This is a genomic window from Lysobacter sp. KIS68-7 (genome assembly GCF_021284745.1).
Lineage (GTDB): Bacteria > Pseudomonadota > Gammaproteobacteria > Xanthomonadales > Xanthomonadaceae > Noviluteimonas.
In genome coordinates, this window is sequence record NZ_CP089925.1 from 1,322,600 (window position 1) to 1,349,116 (window position 26,517).

Consider the following 26,517-nt stretch of genomic DNA (forward strand, 5'->3'; position numbering starts at 1 on the left):
ACCATGTCCCGTTATTTCATCAATCATCCGGTCTTCGCCTGGGTGATCGCGATCATGATCGTGATCGCCGGCGTGCTCTCCATCCGCGCGCTGGGCGTGGAGTCGTATCCGAACATCGCGCCGCCGCAGGTGGGCGTGAATGCGTTCTATCCGGGCGCGAGCGCGGAAACCGTCGAACGCGCGGTGACGCAGATCATCGAGCAGCAGCTCTCGGGCATCGACAACCTCGACTACTTCAGTTCGTCGTCGGGCTCCGACGGCAGCGCCTCACTCAACCTGACGTTCAAGCCGGGCACCAACCCGGACACCGCGCAGATGCAGGTGCAGAACAAGGTGTCGCAGGCGACGCCGCGCCTGCCGGGTGACGTCGTGCAGCAAGGCGTCACCGTGTCGAAGTCGAACAGCGGCTTCCTGCTCGTCGTCGCGCTAAAGTCGAGCGACCCGGCGATCGGCCGCGACCAGCTCTCCGACCTGCTGTCCTCCAACGTGCTCGACCAGATCTCGCGCGTGCCGGGCGTGGGCAGCACGCAGCTGTTCGGCGGCCAGTACGCGATGAACATCTGGCTCAACCCGGACAAGCTGCACGCCTTCGGCTTGTCGGCGTCCGATGTGCTCGACGCCGTGCGCGGGCAGAACGTGCAGTTCTCGGCGGGCAAGGTCGGCGGCGAACCCTCGCCCGAGACGCAGATGTTCACCGCCCCGGTGTCGGCCGAAGGTCGCTTCTCGCATCCGGAGGAGTTCGAACAGATCCTGTTGCGCACGACGGAAGACGGCGCCGCGGTGCGCCTGCGCGACGTCGCGCGCATCGAAGTGTCCGGCGAAGCGCATGGCTTCGACCTGAAATGGAACGACCAGCCGGCCGCGGGTTTTGCCGTGATGCTCGGGCCGGGCGAGAACGCCCTGGCGGTCGCCGCCGCGGTGAAGGAGCGCATGGCGCAGCTGCAGCCGAGCTTCCCGCGCGGCGTGGAATGGTTCTGCCCCTACGACACGTCCGACTTCGTGCGCGTCTCGGTGGATGAAGTCATCAAGACGCTCATGGAAGCGATGGTGCTCGTCTTCCTGGTGATGTGGCTGTTCCTGCAGAACCTGCGCGCCACGCTGATCCCGACGCTGGTCATCCCCGTCGCGTTGCTCGGCACGTTCCTCGGCATGTACGTGCTCGGATTCACGATCAACCAGCTCAGCCTGTTCGGCATGGTGCTGGCGATCGGCATCGTGGTGGACGACGCGATCGTGGTGATCGAAAACGTCGAACGCATCATGACCGAGGAGGGCCTGAGCCCGAAGGCCGCCACGCGCAAGGCGATGCAGCAGATCACCGGCGCGGTCATCGCGATCACGATCGTGCTCGCGGCGGTGTTCATTCCGTCGGCCTTGCAGGCCGGTTCCGCCGGCGCGGTGTACAAGCAGTTCGCGCTGACGATCGCGATGGCGATGCTGTTCTCCGCCTTCCTCGCGCTCGGCTTCACGCCGGCGCTCTGCGCGAGCCTGTTGAAGCCCACCGGGCACCACGAGACGCGCAACCCCGTCTTCCGGTTCTTCAACAAGTACTACGGCAAGATGGCCAACACCTACGTGCGCCATGTCGGCAGCGCGGTGCGCCATGCGCCGCGTTGGATGGTGGTGTTCGTCGGCCTTGCGGTCCTGTGCGGCGTGCTGTTCTGGCGCATGCCCGGCAGCTTCCTGCCGGAAGAAGACCAGGGCTACGCGTTTGCGATCGTGCAGCTGCCGCCGGGCGCCACGCTGCGCCGCACGAACCTGGTGTTCGAAGACATCCGCAAGAACGTGGAGAAGCTCGAAGGCTTCGACGGCATGATGCAGGTGTCGGGCTTCAGCTTCATCGGCCAGGGCGAGAACGTCGGCATGGCGTTCATCAAGCTCAAGCCATGGTCCGAACGCAAAATCAACGCGACGGACTTCATCACCAAGGCGAACATGGCCTTGTTCGGGATCCGCGACGCGCAGATCTTCGTGGCCAACCTGCCGACGGTGAACGGGCTCGGACAGTTCGGCGGCTTCGACATGTACCTGCAGGATCGATCCGGCGCAGGGCGCGACAAGCTCAACGAAGCGATGGGCACGCTGCTGCAGGACGCTTCGCAGGAGAAATCGCTGGTGGGCGTGCGTCCGAACTCGCTCGCGCCGTCCCCGCAGTTGCGCCTGGATGTCGACCGCGTGCAGGCAGACGCGATGGGCTTGTCGGTTGGCGACATCTACAGCGCGATCCAGCTGATGCTGGCGCCGGTGTACGTGAACGACTTCATCCAGGGCGGACGCGTCAAGCGCGTTCACATGCAGGCCGACTCGGCGTTCCGCACGGGCCCGGAGTCGCTGTCGCACTTCTATACGCCATCGGGTGACAAGCAGGCCAACGGCCTGCCAACGATGATTCCGCTGACGAACGTGGTGAAGGCGAAATGGGAAGTCGCCGAGCCGACGCTCACGCGCTACAACGGCTTCGCCGCGGTGGAGATCGTCGGTTCGCAGGCGCCGGGCCACAGCTCGGGCCAGGCGATGAACGCGATGCAGAACATCGTGGAAACCAAGCTGCCGCCTGGCTTCGGCTACGACTGGGCGGGCCAGTCGCACCAGGAAATCCTGTCCGGCAACCAGACCACGATGCTGATGATCCTGTCGATCGTGGTGGTGTTCCTGTGCCTGGCCGCGCTGTACGAGAGTTGGTCGGTGCCGGTGGCGGTGCTGCTGGTGGTGCCGGTGGGCGTGCTCGGTGCAGTGGCGCTGTCGATGCTGCGCGGCCTGCCCAACGACATCTACTTCAAGATCGGCCTGATCACGGTCATTGGTTTGGCGGCGAAGAACGCGATCCTGATCGTCGAATTCGCGATCCAGGAGCGCAATGCAGGCAAGCCGCTCGGCCAGGCGGTGGTGGAAGCAGCGAAGCTGCGACTGCGCCCGATCCTGATGACCTCGCTGGCCTTCATCATGGGCGTGCTGCCGCTGGCGATCTCCACCGGCGCCGGCGCGAATGCGCGGCATGCGATCGGCACCGGCGTGATCGGCGGCATGCTCGCGGCCACCTTCCTCGGCCTGCTATTCATCCCGGTGTTCTACGCGATCGTGCGCAGGGTGCTCGGCGACAAGATGGACGAGCCGCCGAAGATCACGCAGCACCTCGACGACGTTTGATCCAGGCAAAAAAAAAGCCCCGGCAATGCCGGGGCTTTTTTGTTTCGTCGCCCGTGGGGAGCGATTACTTCGACTTCGTGGCCTTGGCGACCTGTTCGGTCACGACCGACGCCTGCGCTTCGAACTGCGCCTTGGCGATCTGGCCGATCGCTTCGTTCGCCTTCAGCGTGCGCGCCACGACGTCCTGGCCGGTGGCGATGCTGCGCTCGACGTTCTCGCGGGCGACCTGCAGGCCCTTCGGCCACACGGTCTTGAACTGCTCCGGGCTGCGCACTTCGGCCACTTCGCCGAAGAAGGCGAAGGTCGCGGAGGCGCCGGCTTCGAGGGCGGCCAGCTGCAGGCCGAAGACCTGGGTGGCGTTCTCGACGGCGAGGCGGTTGATCTGCGCCGCGGTGTCCGCGAACTGGCGCGAGGCGGCGGCGAACTGTTCGTTGATCTGCTGGTACATGCAGGACTCCACGGAAATAAGAGGGGTGGGGTAGGCACCGACGGTGTTCGGCCGATGTTGCGGCGCAGCATAAGTCGATCCATGTTGCAGTGCAACAACCGTTGGTCGGGCCGTTCCGGAAGGCGCAAGCCTTGTGAAATCAGCCACTTGCCGCTTCCAAAGCCATTCACGCGGCCAAGACCCGGCCGGAGGGAGGCTGGAATGCCCCATCCGGAGCCTCCGTGCCATGGCCGCCCGCCCCATCTGGAACGGCACCCTGTCGTTCGGCCTGCTCAACATCCCGATCCAGGTGATGACGGGCGAGAAGCGCAACGAAATCCACTTCCGGATGATGGACGCGCGCAACAAGGCGCCGATCAAGTACGAGCGCGTCAACGCCGAGACCGGCGAAGAAGTGCCGTGGAAGGAGATCGTGAAGGCCTACGAGTACTCCAAGGGCAACTTCGTCGTGCTCGAACCTGACGACATCGCGGCGGCCGCCTCGGAGAACCGCGAGGTGATCGACATGGAAGCCTTCGTCGATCGCGACGCGGTGCCTGACTCCTATCTCGAGAAGCCTTACGTGCTCGTCCCCGGCAAGAAAGCCGAGAAGGGCTATGTGCTCCTGCGCGAAGTGCTCAAGAAGACCGGCAAGGTCGGCATCGGGCGCGTGGTGATCCGCACGAAGGAATACCTGGCGATGGTCGAGCCTTTCGAAGACGCGCTGCAGATGATCCTGCTGCGCTTCCCGGAAGAAGTCGTCGACATCAACGAATACAACGTGCCCGAAGGCGGCACGTCGAAGTGGCACATCACGCCGAAGGAAATGGAGATGGCCACGACGTTGCTCGAATCGATGGCGGGGGAATTCAACCCCGAGGACTACAAGGACGAGTTCAAGGAGCGCCTGTCGAGCGTCATCAAGAAGCGCATGAAAGCGAAGGGCGCTACGGCGCATGTCGAGGAAGAACAGGCGCCCGCGCACGACGCGACGACCAACGTCGTCGACTTCATGGCGCTGCTCAAGAAGAGCCTGGACAAGAAGGGCGAGGCGCCGGCGAAGTCGGCCGCGCGCAAGGCCCCGGCCAAGAAAGCGCCGGCGAAGAAGGCCACCAAGTCCACGACGAAGAGCAAGAAGAGCGCCTGACGGGTGGCGACGCGCCGGAACGCCGCGACCCTCCCCACGCTCACTTCGCCGGATCGCGTGGTGTACCCGGATGTCGGGATCACCAAGCGCGAGGTCTTCGCTTACTACGAAGCCGCGGCGGAGCGCCTGCTCGAAGACAGCGGCGAGCGACTGATGTCGGTGGTGCGTTGCCCGAACGGCATCGAGGGCGAGCGCTTCTTCCAGAAGCACCTCGGGCCCGCGTTCGGGAAGTCGCTGCACCGCGTCGAGATCGAAGAGCATGACGGAAAGCGCGCGGAGTACGCGTGGCTGGACGATCTGGCAGGCGTGCTCTCGCTGGCGCAGATGAACGTCATCGAATTCCACCCGTGGGGATCGCGGGTGAAGACGCTGGAGAAGCCCGATCGGCTGATCTTCGACCTGGATCCGGATCCCGGCATCGGCTGGACGAAGATCAAGGCGGCGGCGCGCGAGTTGCGCGATGCCCTGGTGGATGTGGGCCTGCAGTCGTTCCCGCGGATGAGCGGCGGCAAGGGCGTGCACCTCGTGGTGCCCATCGCGCGGCGCTACAGCTGGGACCAGGCGCGCGATTTCTGCGATCGGTTCGCGCATGCGATGGAAGCACGTGCCCCCGAGCGTTACGTCGCCACGATGAGCAAGGCCAAGCGGGAAGGGCGCGTGTTCATCGACTGGTTGCGCAACGGGCGCGGCGCAACGGCCGTGGCGAGCTACTCGCTGCGCGCCCGCGCCGGCGCGCCCGTGGCGATGCCAGTGACGTGGGACGAGTTCGGCGGCTTGCGCGCGCCCGATCGCTTCAAGCTGCGCGATGCGCTGAAGCGACTCGATGCGCCGATCTGGGACGATGCCGGGGTGCGCGAACAGCGCCTGCCGAAGGCGTAGTCAGTGATGATCCTTGCGGCCGGAACCACTCTTCTTGCCGCCGCCATCCTGCTTGTTCACGGTGGCCCACGCGCGGCGTTCGGCCTCTTCCTTCGAGACGCCCTTCTTCTCGTAGCCCGCCTCGATGTGGCCGGCTTCGCGTTTCTGCTTGTCCGTATAGGCTTCTTTGCTGCCCCTTGGCATGGCGCGCTCCTTTCGGTTGTGCAACGCGAGGCAGGCTAGGCAGCCCGATGTGATCCGCTCGTCTGCACCGCGCTATTCAGCGAGCGGGAACGTGCAGCGCATGCACAACGATTCATCTTCGCGCGGAGCGTCGACGCCGAGCGTCCCGCCGTGTCCCTCGGCGATGGCCTTCGCGATGAGCAGGCGCAAACCCAGTCCATCGTCCGGCGGGGGAACCTGCGGCACCTGCAACAAGCGTTCGCGCACGGTGGCGTCGAGCGCGGGGCCGCGATCGCAGAATGCGACGTGCGCGCGGCCGTCGTGTCGCGAGACTTTCACGCACGCACTCGCCGCATCGCGTCCCGCGACGTGCAGCAGCAAGGTGCGGAACAACTGCGTCAGTCGCGTCGCATCGCCCTGGACGAACAGCCCGCGCGCATCTGCGTCGTACTGCGGATCGATGGCGTACGCATGCTGAGAAGCGATCGCCATGTCCAGCGCGACCTCCAGTTCCAGGCGCTCGCTGCGATCCACCAGCCGCTTCTGCTGCGCGCGACCCCAGTCGTCGAGCTCTTCGATCATGCGCGCCATGCGTTGCGATTGGCGCACCACGATGTCGGCGAGCTCCTTCGAGTTCGCACCACCCGGATCGGTGCGCAACAGGTAGGCAGCGGTCTGCAGCGAGGTGAGCGGCCCGCGCAGGTCGTGCGCGAGCCGGTCGAACCAGGGTGTGTCGGTGCCTTCGCTTTGCATCAGGCCACCCGCGGCGTGGTGTCGTTGCAGATCTCGCGCACGATGTCCAAGTCCGGTGGCTTGACGAGATGATGATCGAAGCCGGCTTCTGCCGTGCGTCGCCGATCGTCCGGCTGGCCCCAGCCGGTGACGGCCACCAATACGCGTTCGCCGCCACGCGGTTGTGCACGCAGGCGTCGCGCAAGTTCGTAGCCGCTGAGGTTGGGCATGCCGATGTCGAGGAAGACCAGGTCGGGATCGAAGCGCTCGACTTCCTCCAGCGCCTCGTACGGGTCGTAGAGTCGCCGCACGTCGTGGCCGAGCAGCTCCAGCATCATCGCGAGCGTGTCGGCGGCGTCGCGGTTGTCGTCGAGCACGAGGATGCGGCGCGAACCTGCAGGTACCTGCGCTCGGACCACGGGCTTGGGTTCGGGCAGCGGCGCTTCGCGCAGCGGCAGGGTGATGCTGAAGCAACTGCCATGCCCCAATCCCGCGCTTTCCACGCGAATGGTGCCGCCATGCATTTCGACGAGTTGCTTCACCAGGGTGAGGCCGATGCCGAGCCCGCCGCGGGCACGTTCGACCGAAGTATCCACCTGCGCGAACAGTTCGAACACCTCGTCGATCTGGCCGGGGGTGAGGCCGATCCCGCGATCGCGCACCGACACGGCGACGAACCGGCCGTTGCGTTGCGCGACCAGTTCGATCGGCCGCCCGGCGTCGGAATACTTCGCGGCATTGCTCAGCAGGTTCGAGAACACCTGCGAGAGCCGATCGCCGTCGGCCAGCATCGGCAGCGGCAGCTCCGGCAGCGCCACCTGCAAGGGATGCGCGCCGGCTTCGAGCACGGGGGAGGCGGTCTCGACCGCGGCGTGCAGGATGTCCTGCAACGTCGTCGCATTGGGCTTGAGCACGAGCTTGCCGCGACTGATGCGCGCCACGTCCAGCAGGTCGTCGATCAGGCGCACGAGCAAGCCGAGTTGTCGCTCCATCATGTGCTGCATGGGATCGTCGCTGCCGGTCAGCTTGCGGATGCTGACGGCGTTGCGCAGCGGCGCGAGCGGATTGCGCAGCTCGTGGGCGAGGGTGGCGAGGAATTCATCCTTGCGGCGATCGAGCTCGCGCAACTGTGCTTCGGCGCGCGCGCGTTCGCCGATCTGTGCCTGCAGGTCCACGTTGCGCTGCGCCAGTTCGACGTTCGCCAGGCGCAGGGATTCGTTGAGCATCTCCAGCTCGCGCGCCTTTTCCGTGCGCAGCGCTTCGTTCGCGGCCGCCAGGCGTTCATTGGCGAGCTGCAGTTCGCGGCGCTTGCGGAACAACTCGGCAAGCACGACGACCTTGGACCGCAGGATCTCCGGGATCACCGGCACCATCACGTAGTCCACGGCACCGAGCTTGTAGCCGCGCATGCGGTCGAGGTCGGAGACGTTGACCGCGGTGACGAAGATGATGGGCGTGCGCTCGAAGCGCGGGTGCTGGTGGATCAGGCTCGCGGTTTCGAAGCCGTCCATGCCCGGCATGTTCACGTCGAGCAGGATGACCGCGAACTCTTCCTGCATCAGCTTCTGCAACGCTTCGGGGCCCGAGCTCGCGTCCACGAGCCGCTCGCCGAGCGGCTCCAGGATCGCCCGGTAGGTCAGCAAGCGTCCCGGCTGGTCGTCGACCAGCAGGATGTTGACCGGCGTATGCGCCGGTCCGCCGGACATGGGCATCAGCGATGCAACCATTGGCGCAGGACTCCCAACAACTGGTCGGTGACCACGGGCTTGGCGAGGTAATCGGACGCGCCGGCCTCCAGGCACTTCTCGCGGTCGCCCTTCATCGCCTTGGCGGTGAGCGCGATGATCGGCAACGCACGCGCATCGGGCATGCCGCGGATCGCACGCATCGTGTCGTAGCCGTCCATGCCGGGCATCATGATGTCCATCATCACCAGGTCGATGTCCGGATCGGCGGCGACCTTGTCGATCGCTTCATGGCCCGTGCCGGCGGTGATCACGCTCATGCCGTGGCGTTCCAGCACGCTGCTCAGCGCGAAGATGTTGCGCACGTCGTCGTCGACCACCAGCACGCGCTTGCCCTTCAGCGCATCGTCGCTCTCGTGCAGGCGCTGCACCATCTTCTGCTTGCCCGGCGGCAGGTCGGCGATCACGCGGTGCAGGAACAGGGAAGTCTCGTCGAGCAGGCGCTCGGGCGATTCCACGCCCTTGATCACCACGCTGCGCGCGGCCTTGCGCAGGCGCGCGTCCTCCGCCGCCGTCAGCTCCTTGCCGGTGAACACGACGATGGGTACCTCATGCAGGCGTTCTTCCTCCTGCACGCGGTCGAGCAGGTCCAGGCCCGTCATGTCGGGCAGCCGCAGGTCGAGCACCACGCAGTCGTAGGTCTCCGCCTTGAGCTTGTCGAGCGCGAGTGCGCCGGTCGATGCGGTGTCGATCTCGAGGTCGTCGTGGCGCAGGAGCTCTTCGATGCTCATGCGCTCGCGATCGTCGTCCTCGACGATCAGCAGCTTCTTGGTGCGCGGCAGCGTGTACAGGCGGATGCGCTCGAGCGCGTTCTCGATCGACTCCGGCGTCGACGGCTTGGCCAGGTAGGAGAACGCACCGCGCTCGATGCTGTGGTGGCGCTCTTCTTCGATGGTGACGATCTGCACGGGGATGTGCCGCGTTGCCGAGTCCTGCTTCAGGCGCGCGAGCACCGTCCAGCCGAGCATGTCGGGCAGGAAGATGTCGAGCGTGATCGCATTGACGGGATACTCGCGCACCAGGCGCAGCGCTTCGGCACCACGGTTGGCCGCGACCACCTGGAAGCCGCTGGAGCGCGCCAGGTCGCGCAGGATCTCCGCGTAGACAGGATCATCCTCGACCACCATCAGCACGGGCTTGTCGGGATCCAGGTTGCCGCGGTCGTCCGCGATTTCCGCAAGGTCGGCGAACGGACGTTCGACGTGCGAGGCGATCGCGTGCGCCTGCTTGCGACCGAGCATGGTGCCCACCGGTTCGCCGGAGCCGACGTAATCCAGCGGCAGGTACAAGGTGAACGTCGAGCCCTTGCCCGGTGCGCTCTGCAGTCGCAGTTCGCCGCCGAGCAGCCCCGCGATTTCGCGCGAGATCGCAAGGCCCAGGCCCGTGCCGCCGTACTTGCGCGAGGTGCCCGCGTCGGCCTGCTGGAAGGCTTCGAAGACGATCCTCTGCTTCTCGAGCGAAATGCCGATGCCGGTGTCGGTGACGTCGAACGCAACGACCGTCGGCGCGGACTCGAGCACCGCATGGCCTTCCGTCCAGCCTTGCGAGGCCACGCGCGCGGACAAGCGCACGCTGCCGCGTTCTGTGAACTTCAGCGCGTTGGACAGCAGGTTCTTGAGGATCTGCTGGAGGCGCTTGGGGTCGGTGTGCATCGCGCGGCCGATCTCCACCGGGAAATCGACGGAAAAATCCAGGCGCCGACGCTCCGCTTCGTGCCGGAAGCCGCGCTCCAGGTTTTCGCGCAGGTGCGAGAACGCGATCTCTTCGCTGTCCACCGTCACCGTGCCCGACTCGATCTTCGACAGGTCCAGGATGTCGCTGATCAGGTGCAGCAGGTCCGAGCCCGCCGCGTGGATGGTCTTGGCGAATTCGACCTGCCGGCCGCTGAGGTTGTCTTCCGGGTTCTCGGCCAGCTGCTGGCCGAGGATCAGGATGGAGTTGAGCGGCGTGCGCAGCTCGTGCGACATGTTCGCGAGGAACTCGGACTTGTAGCGCGAGGTGAGCGCGAGCTCGGCCGCCTTCTCCTCGAGCGCGCGGCGGGCCTGTTCGATTTCCTGGTTCTTGCGCTCCACCTCGGTCTTCTGTTCGGCGAGCAGCTGCGCCTTGAGCGCGATTTCCTCGTTGGTCTGCTGCAGTTCCTTCTGCTGGGACTGCAGTTCGCCGGCGAGCTGCTGCGACTGCGACAGCAGGCGTTCGGTGCGCATCGTCGCTTCGATGGTGTTGAGCACGATGCCGATCGAACCGGAGAGCTGTTCGAGGAAGGCGCGCTGCGACGGCGTGAACTCGGTGAGAGAAGCGAGCTCGATCACCGCCTTGATCTGGTCTTCGAACAACACCGGCAGCACCACGACGCTGCGCGGCACCGCGCTGATCAGGCCCGATTCGATCTGCACCGTGCCGGCCGGCACATCGTCGAGCGCGATCATCTCCGCCTGCGCGGCGCACTGGCCGATCAGGCCCTGGCCGAATTCCACGTAACGCGCTTCGTCGTCCATGCTGCCGACGTCCGCGTAACCGGCGAGCTGGCGCAGGCGGTTGCGGCCCCGGCGTTCGTCGGTCTCCACCACGTACATCACGCCCTGCTGCGCGTAAACCAGCGGCGCGAGTTCGGACAACAGCATGTGGCCGAGCGTGATGAGATCTCGCTGGCCCTGCATCATGCCGGAGAACTTGGCGAGGTTGGTCTTCAGCCAGTCCTGCTCGCGGTTGGATTCAGTCGTCGCGCGCAGCGTGCCAATCATCGCGTTGATGTTGTCCTTCAGGTCGGAGAGCTCGCCGCGCACGTCCACCTGGATCGAACGCGTCAGGTTGCCTTGCGTCACCGACGTCGCCACTTCCGCGATCGCGCGCACCTGCGTGGTGAGGTTGGCGGCGAGCTGGTTCACGTTGGCGGTGAGGTCCTTCCAGATGCCCGCGGTGCCCGGCACCTTGGCCTGGCCGCCCAGTCGTCCTTCGACGCCCACTTCGCGCGCCACCGTCGTCACCTGGTCGGCGAAGATCTCGAGCGTCTCGGTCATCGAGTTGATGGTGTCGGCGAGTTCGGCGATTTCGCCCTTCGCTTCCACCGTCAGCTTCTGGTGCAGGTCGCCGTTCGCCACCGCGGTCACCACCTTCGCGATGCCGCGCACCTGCGTGGTGAGGTTGGTCGCCATCGAGTTGACGTTGTCGGTGAGGTCCTTCCACGTGCCCGCGACGCCCGGCACCTGCGCCTGGCCACCGAGCTTGCCTTCGGTGCCCACTTCGCGCGCCACGCGCGTCACTTCCGCGGCGAAGCCGTTGAGCTGGTCCACCATCACGTTGATCGTCGACTTCAGCTGCAGGATTTCGCCCTGCGCATCCACCGCGATCTTGCGCGAGAGGTCGCCCTTCGCCACCGCGGTCGCGACTTCGGCGATGTTGCGCACCTGCGTGGTGAGGTTGGACGCCATCGAGTTGACGTTGTCGGTGAGGTCCTTCCAGGTGCCCGCGACGCCCGGCACCTGCGCCTGGCCGCCGAGCTTGCCTTCGGTGCCCACTTCGCGCGCCACGCGCGTCACTTCCGCGGCGAAGCCGTTGAGCTGGTCCACCATCGTGTTGAAGGTTTCCTTCAGCTGCAGGATTTCGCCGCGCACGTCCACGGCGATCTTGCGCGAGAGGTCGCCCTTCGCCACGGCCGTCGTCACTTCCGCGATGTTGCGCACCTGCGCGGTGAGGTTGGACGCCATCGAGTTGACGTTGTCGGTGAGGTCCTTCCAAGTGCCGGCGACGCCGGGCACGACCGCCTGGCCGCCGAGCTTGCCTTCGGTACCGACTTCACGCGCCACGCGCGTGACTTCCGCCGCGAAGCCGTTGAGCTGGTCCACCATCGTGTTGATGGTGTTCTTCAGTTCGAGGATTTCGCCGCGCACGTCCACCGTGATCTTGCGCGAGAGGTCGCCCTTCGCCACGGCCGTCGTCACTTCCGCGATGTTGCGCACCTGCGCGGTGAGGTTGGAGGCCATGGCGTTCACCGAGTCGGTGAGGTCGGCCCACGTGCCTGCGACGCCCGGCACCTGCGCCTGGCCGCCGAGGCGTCCTTCCGAGCCCACTTCGCGCGCCACGCGCGTGACTTCCGCGGCGAAGCCGTTGAGCTGGTCCACCATCGTGTTGATGGTGTCCTTGAGTTCCAGGATTTCGCCGCGCACGTCCACGGTGATCTTGCGCGAGAGGTCGCCCTTTGCCACCGCGGTGGTCACCTCGGCGATGTTGCGCACCTGCGAGGTGAGGTTGGAGGCCATGGAGTTCACCGAGTCGGTGAGGTCCTTCCATGTGCCCGCCACGTCCGGCACGACGGCCTGGCCACCGAGCTTGCCTTCGGTACCCACTTCGCGCGCCACGCGCACCACTTCGGCCGCGAAGCCGTTGAGCTGGTCCACCATCGTGTTGATGGTGTTCTTCAGTTCGAGGATTTCGCCACGCACGTCCACCGTGATCTTGCGCGAGAGGTCGCCCTTCGCCACGGCGGTGGTCACTTCCGCGATGTTGCGCACCTGCGAGGTGAGGTTGGACGCCATCGCGTTCACCGAGTCGGTGAGGTCCTTCCAGGTGCCGGCCACGCCGGGCACGATCGCCTGGCCACCGAGCTTGCCTTCCGTACCCACTTCGCGCGCCACGCGCGTGACTTCCGATGCGAAGCCGCGGAGCTGGTCCACCATCGTGTTGATGGCTTCCTTCAGCTGCAGGATCTCGCCGCGCACGTCCACCGTGATCTTGCGCGACAAGTCGCCGTTCGCGACCGCAATCGTCACTTCCGAAATGTTGCGCACCTGCGCCGTGAGGTTGGACGCCATCTGGTTCACCGAATCGGTGAGGTCCTTCCACACACCCGACACGCCTTTCACCTTCGCCTGGCCGCCGAGGCGTCCCGCGGTGCCCACTTCGATGGCCACGCGCGTCACTTCGGAGGAGAACTCGCTCATCTGCTCGAGCATGCGGTTCACGATGTTCGCCGCACGCAGGAACTCGCCCTGCAGCGGGCGGCCATCGTTGTCCAGCGGCACCGTGCGCGAGAGGTCGCCCTTCGCCACGGCGGCCATCGCTTCGGTCATGGTTTCGATCGGGCGCGCCATGTCGCGGATCAGCCCGTTGACCGAGGCTTCCATGTCGGACCATTGGCCCTGGCGGTTCGCGGCGGGCACGCGTTGGCGCGTGCGGCCTTCGCCACCGACTTTCTGCGCCACGCGCGCCAGGTCGTTCGCAAGGCGCCGGTTCTGGCCGACGATTTCGTTGAACGCGTCCGCGAGCTTGCCGGAGATGCCTTCCCAGTGCGCGGGCAGTTGCACGGAGAAGTCACCGTCGCGCACCTGGGTCATCGCATGCAGCAGTTGCTGCAGCGCATCCATGCCGTTGCCGTCGATGGGCGGCGCGGGGGGCGGCGTTTCCACAGGGGAAGCGGCGACGGCGCCACGGCGTGACCGCCGGGCGGGCTGGCTTTCATTGTTCACGAAACCTCCGGAGCCCGTCCCCACGGGCAAACTGCTGGGGACGCTATCTTCAGGAAAGTGGAGACCATGTGAGGGCGCGGGCGGACGCCGGGCATCAGGCGCCCGGCAGCGGCCAGTGGAAGTCCCAGCCGTTCGCGGTTTCGTCGGCGCGCAGGCGCAGGTCCGCGACGTCGGTATCCGCCAGCGCCAGCGCGATCGGCCCCGGCGCATGCAGGCCTTCGGCTTTGCAATGCAGGCCCGGTTCCATGTCGTCGCGCACGAGTACGAAGGCATGCGCACCGTGCGCCTGGCTTTCGACGGCCACCAGGCACAACGCTTGCCGCAACAGGCCAGGAACGCCGGCGTCGGGCGCGCCATCCACGCGCACGTCCGCCTCGCCGCCTGCATCGCGCAGGCGCTCGCGCAACATGGCGGCGGCGGTCGCCAATGTTTCCTCGGCCGGCATCGTCTGCAGCAGGTGCGTGCCGCGTTGCGCTGCAGCTTCGATGCGGCCGATGCAGGCGAGCGTGCGCGTCGCGTCGTCGACCAGCTGCCGCGCCGCGAACGCATTGATCTGAACGGCATTCAGAACATTGCGCAGGTCGTGCATGCCATCGCGCATCGACGCGTGCGGCGAGGGCTCCGCGTTCGACGGTGGATCCAGGGGCATCGGCTCGGTTGCTCGGTCGCCGAAACTCCATACTTTCGTTGATTCCATGTAAGTCGTGCGTGAGCCGGAACGGGTTTCCGGCGGAGTGCATCGTGCAGGGCGATGGCATGCCGATTGCGTGATGAGAGGTGCGGGCGTGCCCGCGCACATTCGATCGCAGGAGAGCGGCAGATGAACCCACGAGACCAGAACCAGGGCGGCCGGCGCGGCGGCGGCCATCGGGATGAAGGCATGCACCGCGGACAGCATGAAGGGGATGAGCGCGAGCAGGATCCGCGTTCGTGGCGCGAGCGCCTCGCAGCGCAGTTCCGCGATCCGCATCGTCCTGAACCGCAGTGGCTGCGGGAAGACCGCGAGCGTGCCGCAGGACGCGGGGAAGGCCCGCAGCGGGGTAGCGAACGTGAATGGGCCGAGCCGCGCGAGCCCGGATACGACAGCGCATACGCCAGGAGTGCACGCGCCGACCGCGACCGCGAGCGGGAACGCGACCGCGAGCGCGAAGACGAAGCCAGCCGCATGCGCGCACGCGACGAACACGACCTGAGCACCGGCTGGGAGCCGGCACGCTGGTCCGACGACGATTACTTCAGCGGACGTGGCGACTACGGCGGGTTCCGCGTGGGTACCAGCGCGGGGCTGGGTGGCCCCGGCAGCGACTACGGTCGGCCCTCGTTCGGCGGCAGCTATGGCGAAGCCAGCGGATACGCTGGTTCGCGCTGGGGGAGCCGCTCGGGATACGAAGTCGGCGCGCACCAGCGCGACGTGCGGCGTTCGTTCCGAGGCCTGGGTCCGACGAGCTACAAGCGTCCCGACGAACGCATCCGCGACGACGTGTACGAACGCCTCACCGACAGCCACATCATCGATGCGCGCCACATCCTGGTCGAAGTCGACCAGGGCAACGTGACCTTGTCGGGCAGGGTCGGCGAACGGCGCATGCGCTATGCGGCGGAAGACCTGGTGGCGGATGTGATGGGCGTGTCCAACATCAACAACCAACTGCAGGTGGAACGCGAAGGACCGCCGCCGACGACCTTGGGCAGGCAGGATCCGCCGACGGGAGATCCGTCGGACAACAAGCACCACTAGCGTCAGTTGGCCTCTTCGTCCGCGAGTCCGCGCTCGCGGGCGAGGCGGTTGCGGATGGTGCGCGTGGTGATGCCCAACGCCGCGGCCGCGCGGCGCCGGTTGTTGCCGAAGTGTTGCAGCGTCTTGCGCAGGATGTGGCGTTCCATCTCTTCGAAGGACGTGCCGACGGCGAAGGTGATGGTGTTCGACGATTCGCTCAGCGCGCGCTGTGGCATGGCCTGCGGCGCGATGCGGACCTGGTCGTCGTCGGCGAGGATGTACGCGCGCTGCACGGCGTTGCGCAATTCGCGCACGTTGCCCGGCCACGGGGCCTGGCGGATGCATTCGCGCGTGGTCGTTTCGATGGTGTGTTGCGTGCCGCCCCGCGCATTGAGTTCGGCGAGGAACGCATCGGCGAGCAGCAGTGCGTCGTCGCCGCGGTCGCGCAAGGCGGGGACGGGGATCGCGAAGCCGCACAGGCGCCAGTAGAGGTCATCACGCAAGCGCCCGCTGGCGACCGCTTCGAGCGGGTCGCGGTTGGTGGCCGACACGATGCGCACTTCCACCGGCAGGTCGACGTGGCCGCCGACGCGGCGATAGCAACCGAAGTCGAGCACGCGCAACAGGTGCGTCTGCAGCGCGGGCGCCATCTCGGTGATTTCGTCGAGGAACAGCGTGCCGTGCGCGGCCTGTTCCAGGAAACCGTAGTGGCGCGACACCGCGCCGGTGAAGCTGCCTTTCTCGTGGCCGAACAACTGGCTCGCCAGCAGTTCGCCCGCGACCGCACCGCAGTTCACCGCGACGAACGGGCCGTGGCGTCCACTCGCGATATGGATGGCGCGCGCGACGAGTTCCTTGCCGCAGCCGCTTTCGCCGTGCACCAGCACCGAGGCGTCGCTGGGTGCGACTTTCTCGATCATGCGGCGCGTGGCCTGGAAGGCGTCGGACTCGCCGACCATGTCGTGCCAGGCGTCCGGCGGCCGCGGCGCGGCGGTGCGGCGATGCTGCGCACAAGCTTCGAAGACCTCGCGCAGGCGGTCGGGCGCGATCGGCTTGATCAGGTAGTCGACGACGGCGTTCTTGCGCATCGAGGCCAACGCGCTTTCCACGGTCGGCTTGCCGGTGACGACGATCGCGCGCGTGCGCTCATTGTCGACGTCCTGCAGCAGCGACAGGCCGCTGCCGTCGGGCAGGTCGAGGTCGACCAGGGCCAGGTCGAAATCGCGCTGGCGCACGCGATGCATCGCTTGGCTCAGTTCGCCGGCGATGGTGATGTCGTAGCCGTGCATGCGCGCGATCTCCGCTGCTGCGTGCACGAAGCCGACATCGTCGTCGACGATCAACAGCGATGGTGGCCGCGAGGGGGGCGCGTGCGGATCCATGCTCGGCGTGCCTCAGCATTGGTGACTCCGTGGATGTACTCCGCAGTAAGCAAAGCCGCAGTGAAGGCGGACAGGATTTCCGACGGAGGGAAGCGCCTTCCGCGCCTTCACGCCATCGGCATGCCGCTTGCGTGCGGTTCCGGGGTTGGAAAGTCGCGTTTATGCCGGCGTTTCGAGCCTTTCCGCGCGCTGAACGCGGCAGGAAATCCCTTCGGACCGATGAGCGGCAGTGGCGCGGCCCATGCATGGGTTCACGGGCCGACGACAGCGTCGGGGTCGTGAACAGGAGAAACGACATGGCACAGCGTGGACAAGGCGGCGGCACCAGCAATCGGGGTTTCGCGTCAATGGATCCGGCGAAGCAGCGCGCGATCGCGGCGCAAGGCGGGCGGGCGGCGCATGCGCAGGGCGTGGCGCATGAATTCGATTCCGCCGAAGCCCGTGAAGCGGGACGCAAGGGCGGCCAGGCGCGCAGCCATCGCGCGGCGGCGATGATGGGCGCATCGAGCATCACGGGTGCATCGCCATCGATGCAGGAAACGCTGGCCAAGAGCGATCGCGACGTGCAGGGCGCGGACAACTACCAGCGCGTTCCGCCGTTGTCGGAGCCGCGTAGCTAGCGATGCGGTTTGCGGATGTGTGGCGTCGCCCGCGGAGCACCGCGGGCGCGCGCCGTCACGCCTGCGCAACGGGCAACGGCAGAGGCTTGCGTCCTCGCACGACGCGGTCCGCATGCCATGCACATCGATGAGAAGGACGAGGCCAGGGATCGGGCGCGCCTGGACAACGCGAGCCTCGACGACGCAATCGCCGATTCGTTTCCCGCGAGCGATCCGCCCTCGCAGACCAGCCCGATCACCGCGACGCCTTCGCAGGCGCAGATGCCGCTCGGGCACGCCGGTGCGATGGGCGACCAGGTCCGCGTGTATCGCGTGATCGAGCCGCGCAAGGCGTCGCAGCCGTTTTCGGGCCCGGGCAACGACAGCGGCGGACGATGGACCACGCCGCGCACGCAAGCGGTGTATGCCTCGCTGTCGCCCGCCGCGGCGATCCTCGAATACCTCGCGCACCTGGAAGGCGAAACGCCGGACAAGTTGATGATGGCCAGCGCCACCGTGCCGATCGAATCGGTGCTCGCGCAGCTCGAGCTGCCGAGCGAATGGAAGGAGCGCCCCTATCGCGACACGGTGCGGCAGATCGGCGATGCGTGGTCGAAGACGAAGAAGTCGCTCGCGCTGCGCGTACCGAGCGCGGTGTGCGATGGGGAATGCAACGTGCTGCTCAACCCGGACCATCCGGATTTCGCGAAGCTGCACATGGACCACCTCGCGCCGATGAAACTCGATCCGCGCCTGCGGATCTGACGCGGGTCACTTGCCGCGGTAGCGGCAGCCCGAAGTGCAGGTTTCGTTGATCACGATCTCCGACAACTGCGGAAGCGCGGGCTTCAGCTGGTCCCAGATCCACTTGGCGAGTACTTCGCTCGTCGGGTTTTCCAGGCCTTCGATGTCGTTGAGGTAATGGTGGTCGAGCCGGTCGTAGAGCGGCTTGAACGCGGACTTGATGTCCGCGAAGTCCATCACCCAGCCGGTGTGCTCGCCCGGTTCGCCGGACACGTGGATTTCCACGCGGAACGAATGCCCGTGCAGGCGCGCGCACTTGTGGCCCGGCGGCACGTTCGGCAACCGGTGGGCGGCTTCGAGGGTGAAGGATTTGAAGATGTCCATGCGGCCGCCATTCTATTCCAGGAAGCGGACCCGGCCCGTGGACAGTGCATAGATCGCACCCACGGCCTTCATGCCGCGGGGCGCGGCGTTCTCTTCCCACTCGGGCGAGCCGAGGATGCGCGCGAGGGTGGCCCTCACGTTGGCTTCCACGCACGCGTCGAGCAACTCGTCGGGCGGGAGTGACGGATCGATCCCGTCGAGCGCCGGCACGATTTCCCGCAGCAGGATCTCGATGCGGCTGCGGTGTTTGACGCCATGGAAGCGTTCGCCGATGGCGGCTTCGACGGCACCGCAGCCATCGTGCCCCAGGACGATCAGCAGTGGCGTTTCCAGGTACACGCCAGCGTATTGCAGCGTCCCTGCGATCGAAGGCCCCAGCACGTTGCCCGCCACGCGGACGACGAACAGCTCGCCGAAGGACGCATCGAACACCAACTCGGGCGGCACACGGCTGTCGCTGCAGCCCAGGAGGGTGGCGAAGGGGTGCTGCCCCTTCGCGAGATCCGCAAGCACTTCCTTCTGCACCGTCGGAAATCGCGCGCGGCCTGCGATGAAGCGTGCGTTGCCTTCCTTCAGTCGCGCCAATGCTTCGTCGGCCGTCATAGTCCTGCTCCCCAACGATGTTGCCAGGCGATGCCGAGGGCATCGAAGTTGTTGCCCGTGCGCGCCGACACGCCGCTGCTGGCGGCGAACTTGATCGAATCCAGGCGTCCCAGCGGGAACGCGTAAGTGACGCCGATGCGCCAGTTCTGCTGCAGGTCGTTGCGCACGTTGTCGTTGATCGAAGTGCGGCCGCCCGCGAAGTACGTGGTGTCGATCGACATCCACTGGCCGGTGCGAAAGCCGTAGATCGCATGGCCCTGCAGCGCCAGGATCGGATCCTGCGAACGCGTGTTGCCGCCGAAGAAATCGTCGTTGTCGGTGAAGAACACGACGGCCGCCTGTGCTTCGAGCGTCCACGCGCCGAACGCTTTGGAGACGCCGATTTCGGGCTTGATCGTCCAGCGATGGCTGCTGATGTTGACGAGCTTCGAACCGTCGTACTGCCCCCAGGGCGGCGACACCTGCAGGCTCGCACCGATGATGAGGTCCTGCTTCCAGCCGCGGAAATCGCGCAGCGACAGGGCCGGCGCGCCATGCAGGTTGATCGACATGCGGAACGCGGGCCGGCCGAATCCGTTGATGGTGCGCTCGACGGGCGCGCCGAGGTAATCGGCTTCGCCCGACAGGCGCGTGTACGGCAGGATCACGTCGAACTTGCCCGACTTGCCCCCAAGGTCGAGCACGCGCGCGTAGGCCACGACGAGGTTCGTCGAATCCAGGTTTGCATTGGTGAGCGGCAGCGATCCGTCGAACGACAGATCACCGCGGGTCTGGATGACACCGACGATCGCGAAGTTCACCCCGACGGGGGCGTTCGAATACGCGCGGGGCTCGATGTCCTGCGCGTGCGCCGCCCACGGCAATGCGGCGAACGCGAACACGGCGAGTGCCGCGTACCGAATGCATCGACCGGGTGGGGGCATGCGAGGCCATCCGAGGTCCCTTTGACGCTATAGCGTCGTGCGCAGGGAATTGCGGCCGGAGTGCGGGCCGCTGGAAGGGGCTCGGAGGGGAAAAAACAGACGTGGTGGCTATGGGTGGACTCGAACCACCGACCCCAGCATTATGAGTGCTGTGCTCTAACCGGCTGAGCTACATAGCCACGGAGAGCCGCGAATTATTCCTGCCGCAGGGGTATCGCGTCAACGGCCGGCCGCGCGCTTGTCGCTTCGCGGATCGCGTGGCAGAGTCGGACGCAGTGCATTTTTTGGAGTCCGCATCGTGATCGATCCGGACGGTTACCGCCCGAACGTGGGCATCGTGCTCATGCACCCGGATGGTCGGGTGTTCTGGGCACGCCGCGTCCATCGCGACGGCTGGCAGTTCCCGCAGGGCGGGATGAATACGGACGAGACGCCGCTCGAGGCCATGTACCGCGAGCTGCGCGAGGAGACCGGCCTGCTTCCCGACCATGTCGCAGTCCTGGGCGTCACGCCCGGTTGGCTGCGCTATCGCCTGCCGCAGCGGGCCATCCGCCGCAACGACCGGCTGGTCTGCATCGGCCAGAAGCAGGTGTGGTACCTGCTGCAGTTCACGGGCGAGGAGTCCGACCTGCAGCTGGACTGCACCGAGAAGCCCGAGTTCGACCACTGGCGCTGGGTGGACTTCTGGTACCCGGTCGACCACGTCGTGAACTTCAAGCGCAGCGTCTATGCCAGCGCCCTGAAGCACCTGGCCCCGTTCGCGCGCCAGGTCGCAGGGGCTGTCGCGATCCCGCAGCTGGCCAAAGACCCGCGCCTGGACGCCCAGGGCGTCCCCCGGGCCCACCAGCGGCCGCGCCGGCGCAAGGCCGAAGCTGAGCGGAGCGGGGGTTCCGAACCCGGCGCCAATTGACAATGATTCGCATTCGTGGGGAAATGGCGCCAGTTCCCCGACAAGGGCCGCCCGACGGCCCACGAAGCGCCCCATGTACGTGTGCATCTGCAACGGCGTCACCGACAAGGACATCCGCCAGGCCGCCGAATCCGGCTGCAAGACGGTGGCCGAGCTGACGATGCGCACCGGCTGCGGCGCCACCTGCGGCACCTGCCTGGACATGGCCGCCGAGCTTCTCGCCGCCGCGCGCCCGCACGACACGGACTTCGACCTGCCGGTCCTCCAGGCCGCCTGATCCACCCGCGATGCAAACGCATCGCGTTTCGCCACCGTCCCGGCGACGGCGCTAGCATCCGCGCGAACGCCACGCACGGAGCAGCACATGAAGGGCGACCCCAAGGTCATCGAACATCTCAACCGGGCGCTCTACAACGAGCTCACCGCGATCAACCAGTACTTCCTGCACGCCAAGATGCTGAAGAACTGGGGCCTGAAGGAACTCGCGGAGCACGAGTACAAGGAATCGATCGACGAGATGAAGCACGCCGACCGACTGGCCGAGCGCATCCTCTTCCTCGAAGGCCTTCCGAATTTCCAGGCGCTGGGCAAGCTGCGCATCGGCGAAAACCCGAAGGAGCTGCTGCAGGCCGACCTCGCGCTCGAACTCGAAGCACTCCCGGTGCTGCGCGAGGCGATCAGCTATTGCGAAAGCATCCGCGACTCGGTGAGCCGCCGCCTGTTCACCGACATCCTCGATTCCGAGGAAGAGCACATCGACTGGATCGAAACGCAGCTCGACCTGATCAATCGCCTCGGCGAGCAGAACTACCTGCTCACCAAGCTCGAAGAGTAATCAGGCTTCCGCCGTGCGCCGCTTGCGCAGGCGCAGCTGCAGCGCGGCCTTCGCACGCTCGAATTCCTCCGTGAGGATCGCCACCGCCACCGCGGGGCGATCCAGCGTTTCCATGCGCGCGCCGAGTTCGATGCGCTTGGCCGCGGCCGAGAGCGCCATCGCGCCCAGGTTCGCGCTGGAGGATTTCAGCGAATGCGCTGCTTCGCGCAACGCGGAGAAGTCCGGCGCGAGCGCCGCGCGCTCGAGCTGCGCGAGCAGGTGCGGCGCATCTTCAAGGAACACCGTGATGATGCGTGACGCGTCCGCGCCGATGACGGCGTAGAGCTCTTCCAGCGCGCTGTCGTCGAGGACGGGATCGGCGGGCGTCGGAGTGGGCGGTGCAGTCGGCGTCGGCATGGTCATCGCCACCGGGGCATGCGCAGGCGTGGCTGCGCGATCGGGTTTGGGCAGGTCGAACGCGGGGAACGCGTCGAACGGCGAGGACACAGGCACGTCGGACGAAATCGGGGCCGCCGTCTTCTCGAAGGGCTTCGGCGCGAACACCGGCATCTCCGGCGGCGTCGCCGCTTCCGGCGCCAGCACGCGCGCCAGCTCGCCCACCTGCGCGAACGCGGCGGCCGACGGCGTGCGCACCTTGCCCGCATCCTGCAACCAGCGACGCAGGCAGTGTTCCAGCTGGCCGCGCGTGACGGGCTTGGCGAGGTAATCGTCCATGCCCGCATCGAGGCAGCGTTGGCGGTCGCCCGCCATCGCATTGGCGGTCATCGCCACGATCGGCAGGTGCGGACCGGACGGATCGGCCGCTTCGACTTCGCGCCACTTGCGTGACGCGCTGTAACCATCGAGCACCGGCATCTGGCAATCCATCAGCACCAGGTCGTAACGGCCGTCGCGCATGCGCAACAGCGCGGCCTCGCCGTTGGTGGCGGTGTCGCAATCCAGGCCGAGCACGCTCAGCAGGCGCTGCGCGACCAGCAGATTGACGGGGTTGTCTTCGACCAGCAGCACGCGCGCCTGGAAGTGCTTCTTCGCCGCGATCGCGGCTTCGGTCTTGGTCTCGGAAGAACCATCGGCGCGCGCGGAAGCGCGGCGCGAGAGCGCAACGCGCAGCTCCGCATCCGGTGCCTGTCGCGGCAGCAGCGTCGCGCCGTTGTTCAATTCCTCGGCGACTTCGTCGTCGCCGTACAGGTAGACCAGGCGTACTTCACCGAACATCGCGGTGCGCCCGACATTGCGATGCAAGGCAATCGCCGTATTGCGCATGCTCGGCAGGTCCGCGAGCACCACACCGTAGGTCCACGGCGGCCCTTGCGTCGCCGCGGCGCGCAGGCGATCGAGCGCTTCCTGCGTGTTCTCCACGGTCGTGACGCGCAGGCCCCAGTTCGGCAACAACATGCTCAGGCGGCTGCGCAGGCGCGCATCGGAGGTGAGCAGCAGCAGGCGCTGGCCACTGAGGTCCGCTTCACGCGTCGGCATGTCGCCGAGCACCTTGAGCAGCGGCACTTCGAAATGGAAGGTGGCGCCGTGGCCCGGTTCGGACTGCACGCCGATGCGGCCGCCCATCAGGTCGACGATGCGATGGCAGATCGCCAGGCCCAGGCCCGTGCCGCCGTACAAACGCGTCGTCGAGGCATCGGCCTGCGTGAAGGCATGGAACAGGCGCGATTGCGCATCGGGCGCGATGCCGATGCCCGTATCCCGCACTTCGAAGCGCAATTGATGCTGGCTCGTGGTTTCGCCCACGCGGCGCACCGTCACCGAAATCGAACCGCGCTCGGTGAACTTCACCGCGTTGCTGATCAGGTTCGTGAGCACCTGGCGCAGGCGCACCGGATCGCCGCGCACCGGCAGGCGCACGCCCGGATCCAGCTGCAGGTGCAGGCGCAGGCCCTTCGCATCGGCGGGGCGTTCCATCAGCTGCATGACCGCTTCGAGCAGGTCGCGCAGGTTGAAGTTGGTGGTTTCCAGTTCGAGCTTGTTCGCTTCGAGCTTGGAGTAGTCGAGGATGTCGTCGACGATGCGCAGCAACTGCTGCGAAGACGTGTAGGCCGTGCGTACCAGTTCGTGCTGGTCCGGCAGCAGGCGCGCATGCAGGAGCAGGTCGAGCATCGGCACGATGCCGTTCAGCGGCGTGCGGATCTCGTGGCTCATCGTCGCCAGGAATTCGCCCTTCGCCAGCACCGCCGACTCGGCGGCCTGCTTGGCCTTCGTCAGCTGCTGCTCGAGTTCGTGGTGGCGCGTGATTTCGCGCTGCAGCGCGTCCACTTCGGCCTGCCCGCGCTTCGCGCGCTCGGCGATGGCCACCATCTGCGCATCGCGCCGATGCAGCACCCACACCACGATCACCAGCGCGACCAATGCGGTGAGCACGAACAACAGTGCGGCGGTCTGCCAGGGCCCTTGCAGGCCCGTGGCTTCGAGCAGGAGCGAGAGCGCTGCGCCGGCGGCGGCACCGAGCGCCAACCAGCGAGCGGTGAGCCAACGGCTGGGAGCGGTGTGGTCGGGCATCAGAGCACCGCGTTCTTGAAGTCGAAGTCGAGTTCGCTCGCCGCCTGTTGCACGAGGTTCCCCTGGATGAAGTCGATGCCGCTCATCCACAGCGTCGCCGCGGCTTGCGGATCCTCCACGCTGTGGCCGATCACCTGCAGGCCGTTGCGATGCGCGCGATCGATGGAGGTGCGCATCGCATCGCGCAGCGCGCCGGTCTCGTTGCCGATCGCATAACGCGCGGACAAACGCAGGTAACCCAGCGGCAACTGCGAGAGCAGCGAATCGGCGTCCGGGCTGTGCTCGTACTGGCTCAGGCAGAACTGCACGCCCACCGGCACCATCTGCTCGCAGAACTGCCGCAGCGTCACCGAATGGATCAGCGCATCGGCCAGGCGGATGTCGACGACGAGCGAGGGACCTTCGAGCCCGCGCACCGCGATGGCGGACGCGAGCCATTCGGCATAGGCCTCGCGCGCGAGCGTGCGCGGCGATTGCGGCACGAACAGGCGCACCGGGCGGCCCTGCGCACGGCGTTGCTGCAGCACGTCCAGGCCGCGCTCGAGCACCCAGCGGTCGATGTCATGGATCAGGCCGGCGGTTTCCGCCGCGGGCACGATTTCCGCGGCGTTGTGCACCGTGCCGTCGGGCGCGCGCATGCGCAGCAACGTCTGGTATTGCGCCTCTTCGCCGCCGGCGACGGCGACGATGGGCTGGAAGATCAATTCGAAGCGATCGTCGGCGAGCGCATCGCGCAGGTAGGCGGACAGGTCGCTGGTCTGCGTGCGATCCGGCGGCGCGTACGCGGACACGCCGATGGCCTGCGAGCGCGCATGGCGCGCGGCCATCTCCGCGGCTTCCAGTACGCTGCCCGGATCGGTGAAGCCGTGGCGCAGTGCGGCGTAGCCGACCGTCGTGCGCAGACGCAGCGAATGCCCGTCGATCTCGAAATGATGCTGGCTGATGCCGTCGCGCCACTTGCGGGCAAGGGCATCCAGGCGCGCGTCGTCCACGTCCGGTGTGAACACCAGGAACGAGTGGTCGTTCAGGCGCGTGGCCGGGTAGGCGCCGGCGAGTTCGCCGAGGCGGCGGCCCGCTTCGGTCATCAGGTTTTCGAGCGCGGCGTAGCCGAAGCGATCCCGCAAGGTGGCGCTGCCTTCGACTTCGATGAAGTACACGCCGCCGCCGTGCACCGCTGGCAACGCGGCGCCGAGGCGTTGGAGCAGGTGCGGGCGCGCCATCAACCCGGTCGCCGGATGGCGGCTGGACTCGGACATGCGCTGCTTGCCGAGGGCACGTGCGCGCTTGACGCGGCTTTCGATCGCCGCGACCAGGTGGCGCGGTCGAATGGGTTTCTGCAGCAGGTCGTCGGCGCCCATCTCGAGCACTTCGAACTGCTTGTCGGGATCCGGATCGCCGGTGAGGAACACGATCGGCGTGTGCAGGAAGGCTTCGTGCTGGCGGATCATCTTCGTCAGCTCGGCGCCCGACAGGCCCGGCATGTGCAGGTCCATCAGCACCAGGTCCGGGCGCGTGCGCGTCATCGTGTCGATGACATCGCGCGGTTCCGACGCCACGAGCGCTTCGATGCCCGCGCCGTTGAGCACGCCCTCGGCGAACAGCGCCTGGGCGCGGTCGTCTTCCACGATCAGCACGCGATACGGCGGTTCGCCATCCCCGCCCACCGGGGGCAAGGGGGCCGGCGGCGGGACGTCGGGTTGCGACGGCGGCGCGGAGGCCGGCGCCTGGGCGGACGGCGGTGCCGCGTCTTCGCTCCAGCGACGCCAGTAGTGGGCCGGCGGTGTTTCGGCGCGCCCTTCGTCGCCCGGCTTGGCGGCGACCGGCAATTTCAGCAGCAATTGTTCGGCGGTGGCGATCATGGTCGCGGTCGCGCTCGCATCGGGCAGGCGTTGCGACACGCGCGCGGCGGAGACCGGGCCGCGCAGCTGCGCGAGCGAACTCGCCCACTGCGGATCCAGGTGCGAGGCGACCGAATGCAGGCGCTCGATTTCGTGCGCGATCTGTTCGAACGAGCCTTCGTCCCAGCCCGTGCCGCGACGATTGCGCAAATGCTGGGCAAGCGTGTCGATGCCGCTGCGGAACTGCGACACGGGATCGTTAGGCACGGTGTTTCTTGTCTTGGTGGCGGGCATCGATTCCCCCGGCGTTGCCGCCAATTATCGCTTCGTCCCCATGAGGGGAATGCACGGATTAAGGCCGCTTGGGCGGCCA

At 66.9% G+C, this 26,517-nt stretch carries 21 protein-coding genes and 1 tRNA gene; 9 read left to right on the forward strand and 13 right to left on the reverse strand.

Annotation, left to right across the window (positions count from 1 at the left end):
• Positions 1 to 3: 3 nt before the first annotated feature.
• Positions 4 to 3,147, forward strand: coding sequence for a multidrug efflux RND transporter permease subunit (locus LVB87_RS06285; protein WP_232900038.1), 3,144 nt, complete (start codon positions 4 to 6; stop codon positions 3,145 to 3,147).
• A 64-nt stretch (positions 3,148 to 3,211) separates the two neighbouring features.
• Here the strand turns inward: LVB87_RS06285 and LVB87_RS06290 are convergent, their stop codons facing one another.
• Positions 3,212 to 3,595 (reverse strand): phasin family protein, encoded by a 384-nt coding sequence (locus LVB87_RS06290; protein WP_232900039.1) that lies wholly within the window; start codon positions 3,593 to 3,595, stop codon positions 3,212 to 3,214.
• A 226-nt stretch (positions 3,596 to 3,821) separates the two neighbouring features.
• Here LVB87_RS06290 and LVB87_RS06295 point away from each other — a divergent pair, with 226 nt between their 5' ends.
• Both LVB87_RS06295 and ligD read left to right on the forward strand, forming a co-directional pair.
• Complete coding sequence (locus LVB87_RS06295; protein WP_232900040.1) at positions 3,822 to 4,721, forward strand: Ku protein; 900 nt, start codon at positions 3,822 to 3,824, stop codon at positions 4,719 to 4,721.
• A 3-nt stretch (positions 4,722 to 4,724) separates the two neighbouring features.
• Positions 4,725 to 5,600, forward strand: coding sequence for a non-homologous end-joining DNA ligase (ligD, locus tag LVB87_RS06300; protein WP_232900041.1), 876 nt, complete (start codon positions 4,725 to 4,727; stop codon positions 5,598 to 5,600).
• On the opposite strand, the gene LVB87_RS06305 is transcribed toward ligD, so the two are convergent.
• From LVB87_RS06305 to LVB87_RS06325, 5 genes are all read right to left on the reverse strand, one after another.
• The gene (locus LVB87_RS06305) at positions 5,601 to 5,783 is read right to left on the reverse strand and encodes a hypothetical protein (protein WP_232900042.1); all 183 of its coding nucleotides are present in this window, start codon (positions 5,781 to 5,783) and stop codon (positions 5,601 to 5,603) included.
• 72 nt (positions 5,784 to 5,855) lie between these two features.
• The gene (locus LVB87_RS06310; protein WP_232900043.1) at positions 5,856 to 6,515 is read right to left on the reverse strand and encodes a HAMP domain-containing sensor histidine kinase; all 660 of its coding nucleotides are present in this window, start codon (positions 6,513 to 6,515) and stop codon (positions 5,856 to 5,858) included.
• Positions 6,515 to 8,221, reverse strand: coding sequence for a response regulator (locus LVB87_RS06315; RefSeq protein ID WP_232900044.1), 1,707 nt, complete (start codon positions 8,219 to 8,221; stop codon positions 6,515 to 6,517). The genes LVB87_RS06310 and LVB87_RS06315 overlap by 1 nt, the downstream gene beginning before the upstream one ends.
• Positions 8,206 to 13,641, reverse strand: a complete 5,436-nt coding sequence (locus LVB87_RS06320; protein ID WP_232900045.1) for a HAMP domain-containing protein — start codon at positions 13,639 to 13,641, stop codon at positions 8,206 to 8,208. The genes LVB87_RS06315 and LVB87_RS06320 overlap by 16 nt, the downstream gene beginning before the upstream one ends.
• A 154-nt stretch (positions 13,642 to 13,795) precedes the next feature.
• The gene (locus tag LVB87_RS06325; protein WP_232900046.1) at positions 13,796 to 14,350 is read right to left on the reverse strand and encodes a hypothetical protein; all 555 of its coding nucleotides are present in this window, start codon (positions 14,348 to 14,350) and stop codon (positions 13,796 to 13,798) included.
• A gap of 171 nt (positions 14,351 to 14,521) precedes the next feature.
• On the opposite strand from LVB87_RS06325, the gene LVB87_RS06330 reads away from it, so the two are divergent.
• Positions 14,522 to 15,439, forward strand: a complete 918-nt coding sequence (locus tag LVB87_RS06330; RefSeq protein WP_232900047.1) for a BON domain-containing protein — start codon at positions 14,522 to 14,524, stop codon at positions 15,437 to 15,439.
• A 2-nt stretch (positions 15,440 to 15,441) separates the two neighbouring features.
• On the opposite strand, the gene LVB87_RS06335 is transcribed toward LVB87_RS06330, so the two are convergent.
• Positions 15,442 to 16,800 carry a sigma-54 dependent transcriptional regulator gene (locus tag LVB87_RS06335; RefSeq protein WP_232900048.1) on the reverse strand — a complete coding sequence of 453 codons (1,359 nt, stop codon included), beginning with the start codon at positions 16,798 to 16,800 and terminating at the stop codon, positions 15,442 to 15,444.
• Positions 16,801 to 17,096: 296 nt separating this feature from the next.
• Between LVB87_RS06335 and LVB87_RS06340 the strand changes: the two genes are divergently transcribed.
• Both LVB87_RS06340 and LVB87_RS06345 read left to right on the forward strand, forming a co-directional pair.
• Positions 17,097 to 17,420, forward strand: coding sequence for a KGG domain-containing protein (locus tag LVB87_RS06340; protein ID WP_232900049.1), 324 nt, complete (start codon positions 17,097 to 17,099; stop codon positions 17,418 to 17,420).
• Positions 17,421 to 17,537: 117 nt separating this feature from the next.
• On the forward strand, positions 17,538 to 18,164 hold the full coding sequence (locus tag LVB87_RS06345) for an RES family NAD+ phosphorylase (protein ID WP_232900050.1): 627 nt from the start codon (positions 17,538 to 17,540) through the stop codon (positions 18,162 to 18,164).
• A gap of 6 nt (positions 18,165 to 18,170) precedes the next feature.
• Here the strand turns inward: LVB87_RS06345 and queD are convergent, their stop codons facing one another.
• The 4 genes from queD to LVB87_RS06365 all read right to left on the reverse strand — a co-directional run bounded on the left by queD (position 18,171) and on the right by LVB87_RS06365 (position 20,232).
• The gene (gene queD, locus LVB87_RS06350; RefSeq protein ID WP_232900051.1) at positions 18,171 to 18,527 is read right to left on the reverse strand and encodes a 6-carboxytetrahydropterin synthase QueD; all 357 of its coding nucleotides are present in this window, start codon (positions 18,525 to 18,527) and stop codon (positions 18,171 to 18,173) included.
• A 12-nt stretch (positions 18,528 to 18,539) separates the two neighbouring features.
• Positions 18,540 to 19,130 carry a carbonic anhydrase gene (locus tag LVB87_RS06355; protein WP_232900052.1) on the reverse strand — a complete coding sequence of 197 codons (591 nt, stop codon included), beginning with the start codon at positions 19,128 to 19,130 and terminating at the stop codon, positions 18,540 to 18,542.
• Positions 19,127 to 20,053: a transporter gene (locus LVB87_RS06360; RefSeq protein WP_232900053.1), complete on the reverse strand. Its 927-nt coding sequence runs from the start codon at positions 20,051 to 20,053 to the stop codon at positions 19,127 to 19,129. Before LVB87_RS06360 ends, LVB87_RS06355 begins: the two co-directional genes overlap by 4 nt.
• A 102-nt stretch (positions 20,054 to 20,155) precedes the next feature.
• Positions 20,156 to 20,232 (reverse strand) — tRNA-Met (locus LVB87_RS06365).
• 119 nt (positions 20,233 to 20,351) lie between these two features.
• On the opposite strand from LVB87_RS06365, the gene LVB87_RS06370 reads away from it, so the two are divergent.
• The 3 genes from LVB87_RS06370 to bfr all read left to right on the forward strand — a co-directional run bounded on the left by LVB87_RS06370 (position 20,352) and on the right by bfr (position 21,798).
• On the forward strand, positions 20,352 to 20,963 hold the full coding sequence (locus LVB87_RS06370; RefSeq protein ID WP_232900054.1) for an RNA pyrophosphohydrolase: 612 nt from the start codon (positions 20,352 to 20,354) through the stop codon (positions 20,961 to 20,963).
• A 73-nt stretch (positions 20,964 to 21,036) separates the two neighbouring features.
• Positions 21,037 to 21,240, forward strand: coding sequence for a (2Fe-2S)-binding protein (locus LVB87_RS06375; RefSeq protein WP_232900055.1), 204 nt, complete (start codon positions 21,037 to 21,039; stop codon positions 21,238 to 21,240).
• Between the two features lie 87 nt (positions 21,241 to 21,327).
• Positions 21,328 to 21,798: a bacterioferritin gene (gene bfr, locus LVB87_RS06380; RefSeq protein ID WP_232900056.1), complete on the forward strand. Its 471-nt coding sequence runs from the start codon at positions 21,328 to 21,330 to the stop codon at positions 21,796 to 21,798.
• Here bfr and LVB87_RS06385 read toward each other — a convergent pair whose 3' ends face one another.
• The gene (locus LVB87_RS06385; protein ID WP_232900057.1) at positions 21,799 to 24,306 is read right to left on the reverse strand and encodes a hybrid sensor histidine kinase/response regulator; all 2,508 of its coding nucleotides are present in this window, start codon (positions 24,304 to 24,306) and stop codon (positions 21,799 to 21,801) included.
• The gene (locus LVB87_RS06390; protein ID WP_232900058.1) at positions 24,306 to 26,411 is read right to left on the reverse strand and encodes an EAL domain-containing response regulator; all 2,106 of its coding nucleotides are present in this window, start codon (positions 26,409 to 26,411) and stop codon (positions 24,306 to 24,308) included. The genes LVB87_RS06385 and LVB87_RS06390 overlap by 1 nt, the downstream gene beginning before the upstream one ends.
• Positions 26,412 to 26,517 lie beyond the last annotated feature (106 nt).